Source organism: Microbacterium trichothecenolyticum (genome assembly GCF_000956465.1).
Classification (GTDB): Bacteria; Actinomycetota; Actinomycetes; order Actinomycetales; family Microbacteriaceae; genus Microbacterium; species Microbacterium trichothecenolyticum.
In genome coordinates this window covers 153,562-168,555 of record NZ_JYJA01000041.1, presented here as the reverse complement: position 1 = coordinate 168,555, position 14,994 = coordinate 153,562, and the positions used below count along the sequence as shown (strand labels likewise).

The 14,994-nt window shown below is 69.7% G+C and carries 13 protein-coding genes and 4 tRNA genes; 9 read left to right on the top strand and 8 right to left on the bottom strand.

What is annotated here, in order from left to right; genetic code table 11:
- Positions 1 to 28: 28 nt before the first annotated feature.
- A complete protein-coding gene (dxs, locus tag RS82_RS19500; RefSeq protein WP_045302577.1) occupies positions 29 to 1,981 on the top strand; it encodes a 1-deoxy-D-xylulose-5-phosphate synthase in 1,953 nt (650 codons plus the stop codon).
- 99 nt (positions 1,982 to 2,080) lie between these two features.
- On the opposite strand, the gene RS82_RS19495 is transcribed toward dxs, so the two are convergent.
- From RS82_RS19495 to RS82_RS19480, 4 genes are all read right to left on the bottom strand, one after another.
- The gene (locus RS82_RS19495; protein ID WP_045302575.1) at positions 2,081 to 4,225 is read right to left on the bottom strand and encodes a 3-hydroxyacyl-CoA dehydrogenase NAD-binding domain-containing protein; all 2,145 of its coding nucleotides are present in this window, start codon (positions 4,223 to 4,225) and stop codon (positions 2,081 to 2,083) included.
- Between the two features lie 7 nt (positions 4,226 to 4,232).
- Positions 4,233 to 5,438, bottom strand: a complete 1,206-nt coding sequence (locus RS82_RS19490) for a thiolase family protein (RefSeq protein WP_045302574.1) — start codon at positions 5,436 to 5,438, stop codon at positions 4,233 to 4,235.
- A 72-nt stretch (positions 5,439 to 5,510) separates the two neighbouring features.
- On the bottom strand, positions 5,511 to 6,710 hold the full coding sequence (locus RS82_RS19485) for a ribonuclease D (protein ID WP_045302573.1): 1,200 nt from the start codon (positions 6,708 to 6,710) through the stop codon (positions 5,511 to 5,513).
- Positions 6,703 to 7,293: a DUF3000 domain-containing protein gene (locus tag RS82_RS19480; RefSeq protein ID WP_045302571.1), complete on the bottom strand. Its 591-nt coding sequence runs from the start codon at positions 7,291 to 7,293 to the stop codon at positions 6,703 to 6,705. The genes RS82_RS19485 and RS82_RS19480 overlap by 8 nt, the downstream gene beginning before the upstream one ends.
- A 25-nt stretch (positions 7,294 to 7,318) precedes the next feature.
- Here RS82_RS19480 and RS82_RS19475 point away from each other — a divergent pair, with 25 nt between their 5' ends.
- Positions 7,319 to 8,572 (top strand): alpha/beta hydrolase family protein, encoded by a 1,254-nt coding sequence (locus RS82_RS19475; RefSeq protein WP_045302568.1) that lies wholly within the window; start codon positions 7,319 to 7,321, stop codon positions 8,570 to 8,572.
- A 13-nt stretch (positions 8,573 to 8,585) separates the two neighbouring features.
- Here RS82_RS19475 and RS82_RS19470 read toward each other — a convergent pair whose 3' ends face one another.
- Both RS82_RS19470 and RS82_RS19465 read right to left on the bottom strand, forming a co-directional pair.
- Positions 8,586 to 9,026: a SufE family protein gene (locus RS82_RS19470; RefSeq protein ID WP_045302912.1), complete on the bottom strand. Its 441-nt coding sequence runs from the start codon at positions 9,024 to 9,026 to the stop codon at positions 8,586 to 8,588.
- A 34-nt stretch (positions 9,027 to 9,060) separates the two neighbouring features.
- Entirely contained in the window at positions 9,061 to 9,966 is a 906-nt protein-coding gene (locus RS82_RS19465) for a sulfurtransferase (protein WP_045302566.1), read from the bottom strand.
- 171 nt (positions 9,967 to 10,137) lie between these two features.
- Here RS82_RS19465 and zapE point away from each other — a divergent pair, with 171 nt between their 5' ends.
- From zapE to RS82_RS19450, 3 genes are all read left to right on the top strand, one after another.
- Positions 10,138 to 11,166: a cell division protein ZapE gene (gene zapE, locus RS82_RS19460; protein ID WP_045302564.1), complete on the top strand. Its 1,029-nt coding sequence runs from the start codon at positions 10,138 to 10,140 to the stop codon at positions 11,164 to 11,166.
- 179 nt (positions 11,167 to 11,345) lie between these two features.
- Positions 11,346 to 12,614: an ammonium transporter gene (locus RS82_RS19455; RefSeq protein ID WP_045302562.1), complete on the top strand. Its 1,269-nt coding sequence runs from the start codon at positions 11,346 to 11,348 to the stop codon at positions 12,612 to 12,614.
- 90 nt (positions 12,615 to 12,704) lie between these two features.
- Positions 12,705 to 13,226: a type II toxin-antitoxin system PemK/MazF family toxin gene (locus RS82_RS19450; RefSeq protein ID WP_045302561.1), complete on the top strand. Its 522-nt coding sequence runs from the start codon at positions 12,705 to 12,707 to the stop codon at positions 13,224 to 13,226.
- A gap of 41 nt (positions 13,227 to 13,267) precedes the next feature.
- Here the strand turns inward: RS82_RS19450 and RS82_RS19445 are convergent.
- Positions 13,268 to 13,343, bottom strand: a tRNA-Val gene (locus RS82_RS19445).
- 155 nt (positions 13,344 to 13,498) lie between these two features.
- Between RS82_RS19445 and RS82_RS19440 the strand changes: the two genes are divergently transcribed.
- The 3 genes from RS82_RS19440 (at position 13,499) to RS82_RS19430 (ending at position 13,797) form a co-directional block, all read left to right on the top strand.
- Positions 13,499 to 13,571: transfer RNA gene (locus tag RS82_RS19440), tRNA-Gly, on the top strand.
- Between the two features lie 53 nt (positions 13,572 to 13,624).
- Positions 13,625 to 13,698, top strand: a tRNA-Cys gene (locus RS82_RS19435).
- Between the two features lie 24 nt (positions 13,699 to 13,722).
- Positions 13,723 to 13,797: transfer RNA gene (locus tag RS82_RS19430), tRNA-Val, on the top strand.
- Between the two features lie 41 nt (positions 13,798 to 13,838).
- Here the strand turns inward: RS82_RS19430 and RS82_RS19425 are convergent.
- Positions 13,839 to 14,051 carry a KTSC domain-containing protein gene (locus RS82_RS19425; RefSeq protein WP_045302560.1) on the bottom strand — a complete coding sequence of 71 codons (213 nt, stop codon included), beginning with the start codon at positions 14,049 to 14,051 and terminating at the stop codon, positions 13,839 to 13,841.
- Positions 14,052 to 14,092: 41 nt separating this feature from the next.
- Here RS82_RS19425 and RS82_RS19420 point away from each other — a divergent pair, with 41 nt between their 5' ends.
- Complete coding sequence (locus RS82_RS19420; RefSeq protein WP_045302910.1) at positions 14,093 to 14,752, top strand: DNA alkylation repair protein; 660 nt, start codon at positions 14,093 to 14,095, stop codon at positions 14,750 to 14,752.
- The last annotated feature ends 242 nt before the right edge of the window (positions 14,753 to 14,994 follow it).

Sequence of the window (14,994 nt, the reverse complement as noted above, 5' to 3'; positions counted from 1 at the left end):
GCCCTCACGGGGCCGGAAAGGAGCCGGGATGTCGCTGCTGTCGTCCATCACCGGACCCCGCGACCTCGACGCGCTGAGCCTCGATCAGCTCGAGCAGCTCGCGGACGAGATCCGCGGCTTCCTCGTCGAGAACGTCGCACGCACAGGCGGTCACCTGGGCCCCAACCTCGGTGTCGTCGAGCTCACGATCGCACTGCACCGCGTGTTCGACTCGCCGAACGATCCGATGATCTTCGACACGGGCCATCAGTCCTACGTGCACAAGCTGCTCACCGGGCGCCAGGACTTCACGAAGCTCCGCGCGCGCGAAGGCCTCGCCGGGTACCCGCAGCGCTCCGAGAGCCCGCACGATGTGGTCGAGTCGTCCCACGCCTCCAGCTCGCTGAGCTGGGCCGACGGCGTCTCGCGCGCACTGACGCGCACCGGCCGCAAGGACCGGCACGTGGTCGCCGTCGTCGGCGACGGCGCGCTCACCGGCGGCATGACGTGGGAGGCGCTCAACAACATCTCCGACGACAACGACCGCAACCTCGTCATCGTCGTCAACGACAACGGGCGCTCGTACGCCCCGACCATCGGCGGCATGGCGCGCTACCTCAACCGCGTCCGCACCGCCGAGTCGTACCGCAATCTCCACCGCGGCTCCGACACGCTGTTCCGCAAGCTGGGCCCCGCGGCGCGCGCCGTCTACCGGGGCGTGCGCGGCGGCACGCACGGCTTCCTGTCGCGGTTCACGAACAACGCCGCGCTCTATTCGAACCTCGACATCAAGTACCTCGGTCCGGTCGACGGCCACGATCTGCCGACTCTCATGGAGACGCTCGAGCTCGCGAAGGAGTACGGCGCCCCCGTGATCGTCCACGCGATCACCGAGAAGGGCCGCGGCTACGCGCCCGCCCTCGAGGACGAAGCCGACCAGTTCCACGCCGTCGGCAAGATCGACCCGATCACGGGCGAGGCGCTCGGCGCGGCCGGCGGCACCGCCTGGACCGACGTCTTCGCCGATGAGCTGGTGCACCTGGGCGACGAGCGCGACGACGTGATCGCGATGACGGCCGCCATGCTGCGGCCCACAGGGCTCCTGCCGTTCGCGCAGCGCTTCCCCGACCGGGTGTACGACGTCGGCATCGCCGAGCAGCATGCCGTCGCCTCCGCGGCCGGTCTGGCGTTCGGCGGCCTGCATCCGGTCGTCGCGATCTACGCGACGTTCATGAACCGCGCCTTCGACCAGGTGCTGATGGATGTCGCCCTCCACCGCGCGGGCGTCACGTTCGTGCTCGATCGCGCCGGTGTGACCGGCCCCGACGGCCCGAGCCACCACGGCATCTGGGACCTGGCGATGCTGCAGATCGTCCCGCACATCCGCATCGCCGTGCCACGGGACGGCGCCCGCCTCCGCGAAGAGCTGCACGAGGCGGTCGCGGTCGATGACGCGCCCACCGTGATCCGTTTCCCGAAGGGCGGCGTGAGCCCTGAGCTCCCGGCGCTGGAACGGCTCGAGGACGGCGTGGACGTGCTGGTGCGCTCCGACGCCCAGGACGTGCTGCTGGTCGGCATCGGCCCGATGGCGCACACCGCGGTCGACGTCGCCGAGCGCCTGCGCGCACAGGGCATCGGCGCCACGGTCGTCGACCCGCGATGGGTCGTGCCGGTGCAGCCGTCGATCGTCTCGCTCGCCGCATCCCATCGCCTCGTCATCACGATCGAGGACGGCATCCGCGTCGGCGGCATCGGCACGCGGGTGCGCCAGGTGCTCCGCGAGGCGGGCGTCGACACCGCGGTCGACGAATTGGGCGTGCCCGACGAGTTCATCGATCACGCGAGCCGCGAGCAGATCCTCGAGGACGCCGGTCTCACGCCTGCGAAGATCGCGCAGGATGTCGTCGCCCAGGTGCTCGGCACCCGCATCCCCGTCGCCCGTGGCGCGGACACCCGCGAGATCCCCGTGATCCCGACCCTGTCTCGCGAGGAGCGACGCTAGGAGAACGCCTGCCGCGCGAGCTTCGCATCCCGCGGTCATCCGCATACGGCGAAAGGGCGCACCCTCCGAGGAGGATGCGCCCTTTCGGTGTTGGCGGCGTCAGCCGGCGATGCCCTTGATCACCGGGTGGTGGAAGGTGTCGCCGAAGGCGCGCTGGGAGGCGCCCTCGCGGTCGAGGTAGGGCGACGCGCCGCCGTCGATGAACGGCCAGCCCGCGCCGAGGATGAGGCAGAGGTCGATGTCCTCGACCTCGGGGACCACGCCCTCGTCGAGCATGAGCTTGATCTCCTGCGCGAGGCCGTCCTGCACGCGACGGAGGATGACGTCGGCCGACGCCGGCGACGAGCCCACCGCGGGCTTGAGCGTCTTCTCGGCGGCCTTGGTCCAGCCGGTCACGCGGCCGCCCTTGTCCTTCTCGACGACCTCGGGCAGCTCCGCGAGCGCGTGGAAGTTCTCGTTCGCGTAGAAGCGGTCGGGGAAGGCGTGCACCATCGTGTCCTGCACGTGCGCGGCCACCTTCCAGCCGACGAGGTCGATGAGCTGGAACGGCCCCATCGGCAGCCCGAGAGGCGCGAACGCCTTCTCGACGTCGGCGACCGGCGTGCCTTCGTAGACGGCGCGCGCCGCCTCGCCCATGACCTTGGCCAGCAGCCGGTTCACGACGAACCCGGGCGCGTCGGCGGTGAGCACCGCGTTCTTGCCGAGGTTCTTCGCGACGACGAACGCGGTCGACAGTGCGGCATCCGAGGTCTGGGGGGTCTTCACGATCTCGATCAGCGGCATGACCGCCACCGGGTTGAAGAAGTGGAAGCCCACCAGCCGCTCCGGGTGAGCCAGGTTCGCACCGATCTCCTCGACGGACAGCGACGAGGTGTTGGTCGCGAGGATCGCGTCCTCGGCGATGATCTGCTCGATCTCGCCGAACACCTGCTGCTTGACACCGACCTCTTCGAACACGGCCTCGATCACGAAATCGCAGTCGGCGTAGAGACTCTTGTCGGTCGTGCCCGTCACCAGCGCGCGCAGCTTGTTGGCGGAGTCGCCGTCGAGGCGGCCCTTCGCCTCGAGCTTGCCGATCTCGTCGTGGATGTATGCCACGCCCTTGTCGACGCGTGCCTGGTCGAGGTCGGTGATGAGCACCGGAACCTGCAGCTTGCGCACGAACAGCAGCGCGAACTGGCTCGCCATGAGACCGGCGCCGATGATGCCGACCTTCGTGACCTTCTTCGCGAGCTCCTTGTCGGGAGCGCCGACAGGACGCTTGGCGCGCTTCTGCACCAGATCGAAGGCATACATGGATGCGGCGAACTGGTCTCCCGTGACGAGCTCGGCGAGAGCCTCGTCCTCGCGTGCGAAGCCCTCGGCCTTCGAACCGTTCCGCGCCTTGTCCAGGAGGTCCAGCGCCACGTACGGCGACTTCGGCACCGTGCCGATCTTCGACTCGAGCATGCCGCGGGCCACCTTGACGGCGATCGGCCACTTGGTGAGGCGCTCGATCTTGCCCGGCTCGTTCTTGCGGTCGACCTTGATCTTCCCGCCGAGGACGCCGTCGGCCCACGCCAGCGAGTCCTCGAGGTAGTTCGCGGCCGGGAAGATCGCGTCGACGATGCCGTAGTCGAATGCCTGCTGCGGCTTCAGCATGCGGTTCTGCTTCAGCGGGTTCGAGATCACGACCTCGAGCGCGTTCTCGATGCCGATGAGGTTGGGCAGCAGGTAGGCACCGCCCCAGCCGGGGATGATGCCGAGGAACACCTCGGGAAGCGCGATCGCCGCGGCCGAGGCATCCACCGTCCGGTACGTGCTGTTGAGCGCGATCTCGAGACCGCCGCCGAGCGCGAGCCCGTTGACGAAGGCGAACGTGGGCACACCCAGCTCGGAGAGCTGACCGAACACCTTGTGGCCGAGCTGCGCCACCATGCGGGCGTTGTCCTTCGAACCGACCTTGCTGATGTCGCTGAGGTCGGCGCCCGCCGCGAGGATGTACTGCTTGCCGGTGATGCCGACCGCCTGGATCTCGCCGGCCGCCGCCCGCGCCTTGAGGGCGTCGAGCGTCTCGCCGAGCTGGAACATCGTCGCGGGGCCCAGCGTGTTCGGGCGGGTGTGGTCGCGACCGTTGTCGAGCGTGACCAGCGCCAGCACTTTGCCGGAGCGCAGTCGGATGTCGCGCACCCGCGAGTGCGTGATCACCTCGCCTTCGGTGACGGCGAGGATGGGGGAGAAGTCGATGTCGTCGTAGTTCGTCATTGCTCGATCACTTCCGCTTCTTGCCGTCGAAGTGGGGGTTCTCCCAGATGACCGAGCCGCCCTGGCCGAGGCCCACGCACATCGCGGTGAGGCCGTAGCGGACGTCGGGACGCTCGGCGAACTGGGCCGCGAGCTGGATCATCAGACGCACGCCGGAGGCGGCGAGCGGGTGGCCGAGCGCGATGGCGCCGCCCCACTGGTTGACGCGGGGGTCGTCGTCGGCGATGCCGAAGTGGTCCAGCAGCGAGATGACCTGGATCGCGAAGGCCTCGTTCAGCTCGAACAGACCGATGTCGTCGATCGTGAGTCCGGCCCTCTTGAGGGCCTTCTCGGTCGACGGGATCGGGCCGATGCCCATGATCTCGGGCTGCACGCCGGCGAACGCGAACGAGACGAGCTTCATCTTCGGCTTCAGGCCAAGCTCCTTCACCGCTCCGCCGCCGGCGAGCAGCGACATCGTCGCGCCGTCGGTGAGGGGCGATGACGTGCCGGCCGTCACGCGGCCGTGCGGGCGGAACGGCGTCTTCAGCGCCGCCAGGTCTTCCATCGTGGTCTGCGGGCGCCGGCCCTCGTCCTCGGTGGCCAGGCCCCACGAACCGTCGGCGTCCTTGGTCGCGATCGACACCAGATCGGGCTGGATCTTGCCGTTGTCGTACGCGGCCTGCGCCTTGTGCTGGCTGAGCATGCCGTAGCGGTCCGAGCGCTCCTTCGTGAGGTGCGGGAACCGGTCGAAGATGCGCTCGGCGGTGACGCCCATGTTGAGCGCGCCGGGGTCGACCATCTTCTCGGCGACGAAGCGCGGGTTGGGGTCGGCGTTGCCGCCGATGGGATGGTGCCCCATGTGCTCGACGCCGCCGGCGAGGGCGACGTCGTACATCCCGACGCCGATGGAGCCCGCCATCGTCGTGACGCTCGTCATGGCGCCCGCACACATACGGTCGATCGCGAAGCCCGGGACGGTCTGTGGGAGCCCGGCGAGGATCGCGACACTGCGGCCGAGGGTCAGCCCCTGGTCACCGGTCTGACTGGTCGCGGCGATGGCGACATCGTCGATGCGGTCCTTGGGGACGCCCGGATTGCGCTCCATGAGCCCGATCGTCGCCTTGACGGCGAGGTCGTCCGCGCGGGTGTTCCAGTACATGCCTTTCTCGCCGGCACGCCCGAACGGGGTCCGCATGCCATCGACGAAGAAGACGTCCGAAATCTCGGCCACTCTGCCTCCAAAAGTAGGGATGTCGCCAGCCTAGGAGGGCGCGTGGAGCGGTCGGAATCGGGTGGGGGAAACCTACGAAGCCGTTTCCGACGCCTCCGCGACCGCTTGCACGGAATCCACAAAGGCATCGGCGATCACCTGTGAGGTCTGCGCAATCTGCCAGGGTCGTGCGCCCAACGCGGCCAGTGCTTCGCCGATGGATGCCGCGGTCAGCGGCTGCGGGGGAGCCCAGGCGACGCGCCGCAGGAGCTCGGGCGTGAGGAGGTTCTCGGTCGGCATGTGGAGCTCCTCCGCCCGCCGCTCCACGACGGGGCGAGCCGCCTTGAGACGGGCATCGGCCTCGGGGTTGCGATCCACCCACGCCCGCGGCGGCGGCAGCGTGTCGCCTCCGGCGGCGCGTTCCAGCGGCAGCTGCGTGACGGCGCGTCCGTTCTCGATCGCCGCCCACCAGCGGTCCAGCTGCGACCGGCTCGCTCGGCCGGTGAAGTCCTTGACGGCGGCCAGGGCGCTCTTCGACTTGGGATCGGCGAGCACGGCGGCCACCAGTGCACGATCGGGAACGAGGCGGCCGGGCGCGACATCCTCCTCCCTCGCGTACTCCTCACGGGCGGTCCACAGTTCACGGGCCACGGCCAGCGCCTTGCGGCCGCGCACCGTGTGCAGACCTGAGAGGCGGCGCCACGGCTCCTCGCGCGGCGGCTTGGGCTCGCGCTCGAGCACGGCACGGAACTCCTCCGCGGCGAACTCGGTCTTGCCCTGCTCCACGAGCTCTGCGGCGAGCTTGTCGCGCACATCGACGAGGTGTTCGACGTCGAGCGCCGCATACTCGAGCCAGGACTGGGGCAGCGGCCGCGTCGACCAGTCCGACGCGGAGTGGGCCTTCGCGAGTGTGATGCCCAGTGTGTCCTCCACGACCGCGCCGAGGCCCACCCGCTCATGACCGAGGAGGCGGGCGGCGAGCTCGGTGTCGAAGATGGAAGCCGGTTCGAGGCCGATCTCGCGCAGCGACGGCAGGTCCTGGCTCGCGGCGTGCAGCACCCATTCCTCGCCGCCGATGGCGTCCTGGAGGGCACGGAAGTCGCCGATCGGCGGGGGATCGAAGAGGAACACGCCCGCACCGCGCCGGTACACCTGCACCAGGTACGCCCGCTGCGAGTAGCGGAAACCCGACGCGCGCTCGACGTCGACGGCGACGGGACCCTCCCCGTCGACCAGTCGTCGCGCGACCTCTCCGACGCGCGAGACCTCGTCGATCACGTCGTAATCAGCCACGTGGCGACCTGTGCGAACCGAGCATCGCGATCCCTTCCGAGCCGGGCGGAAGCCCGGCCAGCATGCATACCAACTCCGCCCATGCTTCCACGTGCGGAACGATCGCGCCTTCCGGAGACCACGATGCGCGCAGTTCTATCTGCGCGCCGTCACCCTCCGCGGCCAGTGCGCCGAACCCCTTGGAGAGGGTCTTGGTCGCTGTGCCGGATGCCGAATGGAAGCCCGCACCTCGTGACTCGAGCGCGTCGGTCAGCCACGTCCACGCGACGTCTGCGAGCAGCGGATCGACGCCGATCTCAGGCTCGAGGGGAGCCTGCGCGAAGCACACGATCCGCCACGGCCCGTTCCACGGCGCGGGCTCCTCCGGGTCGTGCATGAGAACCAGCCGGCCGGTGCCGTATGGCGAGTCCGTGGCGTCGGGTTCGGGGCGGACGTCACCCGCGATGGCGAACGCGTTCGGAGCGAGACCCTGCGGCGCGGCGATCTCGCGGACGGTGAGGTCGTCGCGGAAGGAGATCGCCCGCACCGCCTCGGCGGCCTGCTCGAAAGAGCCCGGTGCCGCCGGAGGACGCTGCTCAGTCACCCGGACAGACTAGAGTGATGCCTCGATGGTCGCCTCCAGGCGCGCCGCATGGGACGGCGCACGCAGTTACCCGGGAGGGCCGAAGGCTCTCCCTCCTCGCCGCGGGCGCAGGACGCCCGCCCTCGTCGCCGGTGTGAAGGCCGCGCTCACGGTGCTGAGCGTGGCCCTGGCCGCTGTGCTGGGCGCGCTCGCGGCGGGCTCCGTCGTGATGGCGCGGAAGGTCGTGACCCCGGCGCGCCGACAGGCCGACACGCGGATCCTGGCGCTGGACACCGCCGCGCAGACGATCACACTGTCGCGCACGGCCGACACCGAGCTCCCCGGGCGCTATGGCCTCTTCACGAGCGGCACGTCCGACTACATCAAGCTCGGATCGGTGCTCTCGGAGGACGCCTCGAGCGTCAAGCGAAAACTGCTGACGCACGTCTCCGCCGACGCGCGCCTCGCCCCCGAGGCGGCGTTCAGCGGCTGGTACTACGACCACCCCGAGCAGCTGCACCTGCCGTTCACCCCCGAGCTCATCGGCTCCACGGTCGGGCCGTGCCCGGCATGGCTGTTCCCGGCAGGCGAGGGCGACACGTGGGTCATCCAGGTGCACGGGCGCGGCACGACGCGCGCCGAGTGCCTGCGGGCGGTGCCGGTGTTCCACGGCCTCGGCATCACATCGCTGGTCGTGTCGTACCGCAACGACGGCGAGGCGCCTCGCAGCCGCAACGGCACGTATGCGCTGGGTGCCACGGAGTGGCGCGACGTCGACGCGGCTGTCGGGTTCGCACGGCGTCGCGGCGCGCGCCGGATCATCGTCATGGGGTGGTCGATGGGCGGCGCGATCGCGCTGCAGCTCGCCCTCAACTCGGCGCACGGCGACTCCATCGCGGGCCTCATCCTCGAGTCTCCGGTCGTCGACTGGCGGGTCGTGCTCGACTACCAGGCCAAGGCGGAGCGCGTCCCCGGGGCGGTCAGCCGCCTCGCGATCGAGGCGCTGCAGGCCGAGTGGGCGTCGCCGCTGACCCGCACCGGCGCGGCCATCCGTCTCGATCAGCTCGACGTGGTCGCGCGGGCGGCGGAGCTCAGGCATCCGATCCTCATCCTCCACAGCGACGACGACGGATTCGTGCCGTCGGACGCGTCGCACGACCTGGTCGCCGCCCGTCCGGATCTGGTCGAGATGCAGGTGTTCGAGGTGGCGCGGCACACGAAGCTCTGGAACTACGACCAGGAGCGCTGGAGCGCATCCATCGGCACCTGGCTCACCGCCCACGGGATCGTCGCGGACTGACGAGCGGTCGGGGTCAGGCGCCCGACTTGGCGCGCACCTGACGCTGGGCGCGCAGGAGCATCCCCGTCATGCCGGACAGGCGCAGCGGCGACACCACACGGGTCAGTCCCAGCGTCTGGGGGAAGTCGCCGGGCACCGCGAGCACCTCGGCGGCCGTGAGGCCGGTGATGCCCTGCGCCAGGATGCTCGCGAAGCCGCGGGTCGTCGGCGCTTCCGGGGGAGCGGTCGCGTGCATCGCGACGGCCCCGTCGGCATCGACGTCGACGACGATGAAGACGGGGGACTGGCACTCGACCACGCGCTCGTACAGCTCGGGGTGCCCCTCGTACTCCACGGGCACCGGCGGGAGCTCGTACGAGTACTCGAGCAGCAGCTGCAGCCGGTCGGGCTCGGGCAGCTCGAGGAACTCGTCCCGGATCTCGGCGAGTCGGTCGGGCAGGGCGATTTCGGTCATCGCCACCATTTTCCCATGGGGTGGATGCTGCGGCTCAGCGTGCGGGCGCTTCGCCCGGCTCCGCACCGGCCACGATCGGCACGCGCACGGCGCTTCCCCACTCGGTCCACGAGCCGTCGTAGTTGCGTACGTCCTCGAAGCCGAGGAGGTGCTTCAGCACGAACCACGTGTGGCTCGACCGTTCGCCGATGCGGCAGTACGCGACGATCGCGTCGCCGTCCTCGAGCCCGACCTCACCGCGGTAGATCGCATCCAGCTCGGCGCGGGGCTTGAAGCCGCCGTCCTCGCCGACCGCGCGCGCCCACGGCACGCTCTGCGCCGACGGGATGTGCCCGCCGCGCAGCGCACCTTCCTCGGGGTACGCCGGCGCCGACGTGCGGGAGCCGTCGTACTCCTCGGGGGAGCGGACGTCGATGAGCGGGCCGTTGCCGAGGTGCGCGAGCACGTCGTCCTTGTAGGCGCGCAGCACGGAGTCGTCGCGCTCGACGACCGGGTAGTCGGTCGGTGCCGGGGTCGAGGCATCCGTCGTGATCGGCCGCCCCTCGGCGATCCACTTGTCGCGTCCGCCGTCCAGGAGACGCACGTCATGGTGCCCGAACAGCGAGAAGACCCACAGCGCGTAGGCGGCCCACCAGTTGTTCTTGTCTCCGTAGATGACGACGGTGTCGTCGCGCGAGATGCCCTTGCGGCTGAGGAGTTCGGCGAAGCCCTCGCCGTCGACGTAGTCGCGCACGACGGGGTCGTTGAGCTCGGTGTGCCAGTCCACCTTGACGGCGCCGGGGATGTGACCGGTCTCGTACAGCAGCACGTCCTCATCCGACTCGACCACGACGAGGCCCGGCTCGCCGAGGTGCGCCTGGAGCCACTCGCCCGTCACGAGCCGCGCGGGCTCGGAGTACTCGGCGAACTTCTCGGACGATGTGTCGGTCTCGACGGTCATGGCATCTCCTGGATCGGGGGGGCGAGGGCGAGGGCGCGGGCACCCGTCATCCGGCGTCAAGCGAGGGACAGGCGCGCACGGCTGACGGTTAGGGTTGAACCGTCGCCTCCGACCCTAGATTCCCGGGCGGGGCAGCACAGCCCCTCTGTAAGACTCCGACACAGGATCCGTATGACCGTCTCCGCCACCCGCACCGGCGTCGTCCACCTCGCGGAGCGTGCTCCGCAGCTCGCCGGCGCCGAGATGGTCGCCGCGCTGGTCCCGCCGCCCCAGTTCGCCGACGCGACGTTCGACACGTACCGCGCCGACCCCGCCTATCCGTCGCAGCAGGGCGCGAAGGATCTGCTCCAGGCCTTCTCGGGTGCCGCCGCGCCGGTCAAAGGCGGGCTGTTCCGGCGCGCGAAGCGCCCGGAGCTGAAGCCGGGCGTCTACCTCGACGGCGGCTTCGGCGTCGGCAAGACCCACCTGCTCGCGTCCGTCTACCACGCGATGCCTGCGCGCCGGAAGTACTTCGGCTCGTTCATCGAGTACACCGCGCTCGTCGGCGCGCTCGGCTACCAGAACACCGTCGAGCTCTTCCGTGGCTCCGACCTGCTCTGCATAGACGAGTTCGAGCTCGACGATCCGGGCGACACGATGGTCATGACACGCCTGCTCGCCGAGCTCGTGGCCTCGGGGACGCGGCTGGCCGCGACATCCAACACCCCTCCCAATGCCCTCGGCGAGGGGCGCTTCGCCGCGCAGGACTTCCTCCGCGAGATCCACGCGATGGCGTCGAGCTTCCAGACGATCCGCATCGACGGCACCGACTTCCGCCACCGCGCGGTCGACGGGCACGCCGTCGTGCTCGATGCGCCGCAGTACGAGGCGGCGATCGCGGATGCCGCGGCGACCGGCCTCGGGTCGGACGACACGTTCGACGCGCTTGTCGCCCACCTCGCGCACGTGCACCCGTCCCGTTACATCCGCCTCATCGAGGACCTGTCGCTCGTGGGGCTGCGCGATGTGGCGGCGTTCACCGATCAGTCGGCGGCACTGCGGTTCGTCGCTTTCATCGACCGCGTCTATGACGCCCAGCTGCCCATCCGCGCGACGGGCACGTCGCTCGACCTCGTCTTCCCCGAGGAGATGCTGGCCGGCGGGTACCGCAAGAAGTACCTCCGCGCCGTCTCGCGCCTGGTGGCGTCGACGCTGGCCTGAACGGCCGGTTCGACGAAGACGCACGGCCGCCGTTCGGCGCGCCGAAACACGATGTTTACGTGCGCACGCCTCGCGTAACGAAGGGGAAACACGGGTCATCCCGCTCCGGAAACGGAGCATCGACACACTGAGGGAACCCGACGCTACACCTGCGTCCCTGCAGAGAGGTTCTCTTCGAGATGGATCAAGGCAACACCGCATTCATCCTGATAGCGGCAGCACTCGTCCTGTTGATGACGCCAGGACTCGCTTTCTTCTACGGCGGCCTGGTCAAAGCCAAGAGCGTCATCAGCATGATGATGCTGAGCTTCGGCGCCATGGGCCTGATCGGCGTCCTCTGGGTCGTCTACGGCTACGCGATCGCCTTCCCCGGCTCTGACGGCCTCGTCGCGCCGTGGTCGATCGACTGGTCGGCCATCGGACTCGAGAGCCTGCTCGAGGTTCCCGAGGGCGCCGCCTACCCGCCGCTCGCGTTCGTCGCCTTCCAGGCCACGTTCGCCATCATCACCGTCGCGCTCGTCTCGGGCGCCATCGCCGACCGCGCGAAGTTCGGCTCGTGGATGATCTTCGCCGCCATCTGGGCGACGATCGTCTACTTCCCCGTCGCCAGCTGGGTGTTCAACTTCGGTCTCGCCGACGACGGCAGCTTCGCTTACGGCGGCTGGATCACGTACGGCATGCAGGAGTGGTTCGGCGTCGGCGCGATCGACTTCGCCGGTGGTACCGCGGTGCACATCAACGCCGGTGCCGCAGCCCTCGCGCTCGCGCTCGTGCTCGGCAAGCGCGTCGGCTTCCAGAAGGGCGTCCACGTCCCGCACAACCCGCCGTTCGTGCTCCTCGGCGCGGGTCTGCTGTGGTTCGGCTGGTTCGGCTTCAACGCCGGATCCGAGCTCGCCGCCGACGGCACCGCCGCGGTCGCGTTCGTGAACACCATCGCGGCTCCCGCGGCGGCCCTGCTCGCATGGCTCGTCGTCGAGAAGATCAAGGACGGCAAGCCCACCTCCGTCGGCGCCGCCTCCGGCGCCGTGGCGGGCCTCGTCGCGATCACCCCCGCATGCGCGTCGCTCACCCCGATCTGGGCCATCGTGCTCGGCCTCATCGCCGGTGCCGTCTGCGCCCTCGCGATCGAGCTCAAGTACAAGTGGGGCTTCGACGACTCCCTCGACGTCGTGGGCATCCACCTCGTCGGCGGCCTCCTCGGAACGCTCTACCTCGGCTTCTTCGCGAACGAGACCGGCCTCATCTACAGCGGCAACGGCACGCAGCTGATGGTGCAGGCGATCGCCGCCGTCGCCGTGCTGGTGTACTCGTTCGTGCTCGCCTACGTCATCGGCTTCGCGATCGAGAAGACGGTCGGCTTCCGCGTCAAGAACGAGGACGAGGTCGCCGGCATCGACACCGTCGTCCACGGCGAGGAGGGCTACGTGCTCGAGGGCGCCCGCGCCTGACGGATCAAGTCACCTCTCGCAGGGGGCGTCGCGGTTCCCCCCCACCGCGGCGCCCCTTCGCCGCGCTCGCACGTTGGCTAGGGTGACGATGTGACACAGCGAACCGGGCTGCGAGGCATCCTGAGCGGCATCTTCCGGCCCCACCGGGGGGCCGGGCCGTCGACGAGCGCGCCAGGGCCCGAGGAGGGCCGCAGCGGGCCGACGGCGACCGTGGAGGTCGCGCCTCCCGGCAGGGGAGCGCTGCGGATCACCTACGCTCCCGATCACGACGGCGACCCGGATGCGGGCGAGATCATCTGGACGTGGGTGCCGTACGCCGAGAACGACGGCCGCGGGAAGGACCGGCCGCTGCTCGTGGTCGCACGTCAGAGCGCCGACCGCGTGTACGCGGTCAGGCTCACCAGCAAGCCGCATGACGACGACCGGGACTTCCTCGCGCTGGGCACGGGGGAATGGGACGCTCAGGGCCGGCCGTCGTGGATCGACATCGAGCAGCTCTACAGCGTGCATCACGACGGCATGCGGCGCGAGGCATCCGCTCTCGATCTGAACCGGTTCGTGCGCGTGGCCGACGCCCTCCACCGCCGCTACGGCTGGGACGTCGGAACCTGACGCAAGAAGACCCGATCACTACGTGACCGGGTCTTCTGTGGTGGTGGGCGATACCAGACTCGAACTGATGACCTCTTCCGTGTGAAGGAAGCGCGCTACCAACTGCGCCAATCGCCCGTTCCCCGAGGGGGACGAGTAACAACCTTACCGGATGCCGGAGCCTGCCTCGAACCACATCGGCGAGACACGCGCGGGGTGCACTCGGTTTTGCAGGACGCTCAGGATCGGTTAGAGTCTTTCAAGTGCCCGGGTGAACAGCCCGGAAACGAAATGCGGATGTAGCGCAGTTGGTAGCGCATCACCTTGCCAAGGTGAGGGTCGCGAGTTCGAGTCTCGTCATCCGCTCGAGTGCAGGGATCTCTCTCGGAGATCACGGCACGTGGGGTCAAACCACACGCGGTGGCGTGGCCGAGCGGCTAGGCACCGGCCTGCAAAGCCGTTTACACGGGTTCGAATCCCGTCGCCACCTCCACTCGAACTGAATAGCCCTTCACGGGCGCGATTGGCGCAGCGGTAGCGCGCTTCCCTGACACGGAAGAGGTCACTGGTTCGATCCCAGTATCGCGCACCACCTGAAACCCCCGCTTCGGCGGGGGTTTTCGTTTGCGCCGTTCAGTGGAGGTGCTCCGACGGGTACACGTCCCTGATCCGCTCCCGGAAGAACCTGCCGGCGCTGTCGGCGTCGCGGAGCGCCCGGTGCACCGACGGCGGCACCGCGAAGTAGCGGTACACGTCGCCCGACGTGAATTCGAGCTCGAGCACGGCGGTGTCGGCGTCATAACCCGCCGACGCTATCGCCGCGGAATCCAGACGGTGTCGTCGCACGGCTTCAGGCTACGCGCAGGGGCCGCGCTACCGTGGTCGGCGTGACCGACGACCTCGCTGCGCGCATCCGCGCCGATCTGCGGGCGGTGGCCGACCCCGATCGCGCGCCGGGGCAGCAGGCGTACATGAAGTCGCCCATGCCCTTCCTCGGCGTGCGCGTCCCGGACGCGCGGCTCGTCGCGAAGCGGGCGGCGAAGGGGACGGATGCTGCGACCCTGCGCGCGACGTCACTCGAGCTGTGGGACACCGCCGGCCACCGCGAAGAGCGGTACGCCGCCCTCGCGCTGCTCGCGCTGCCCCCGCTGCGTGGCGACCTGGCGCTCGTGCCGCTCGTCGAGCACATGGTGCGGACGGGACGGTGGTGGGACTTCACGGATGAGCTCGCGCACCGTCTCGCCGAGCTGCACGACGCCCGCCCCGCCGCGACCGCCGTCCTGGTGCGTGCCTGGGCGCACGATGACGACCTGTGGATCCGGCGCATCGCGATCCTGTCGCAGCTGGGCCGAGGCATCCGTCTCGATCCGGACCTGCTGGCCGACACGATCGAGCCGAACCTCGCCGACCCGGAGTTCTTCCTCCGCAAGGCGATCGGGTGGGCGCTGCGCGAGTACGGGCGCGTCGCGCCCGAATGGGTCCGGCGGTACGTCGACGAGCACGCGCTGAGCCCGCTGTCACGCCGCGAGGCGCTCAAACACCTCTGACGTCGGTGCTCACGCGTTCCGTCCGCCCTTCCCCCGGATGGGCACGACCTGCCCGGCGCGGTGTGAAGCCGCGAGCCCCGAACCGAGCGCGAAGCTCGCCGGGTTGCAGCTCGCGTCGCCGCACCAAACGTGCCACATGCGCACTGATGCCCGGCCCGCGAGAACCACTGGCTAGACTCGTCGCGTGGAACTCGTCTGGTCGACCGCCGCAACGGCACACACGACCGACAAGCGAACGCTCG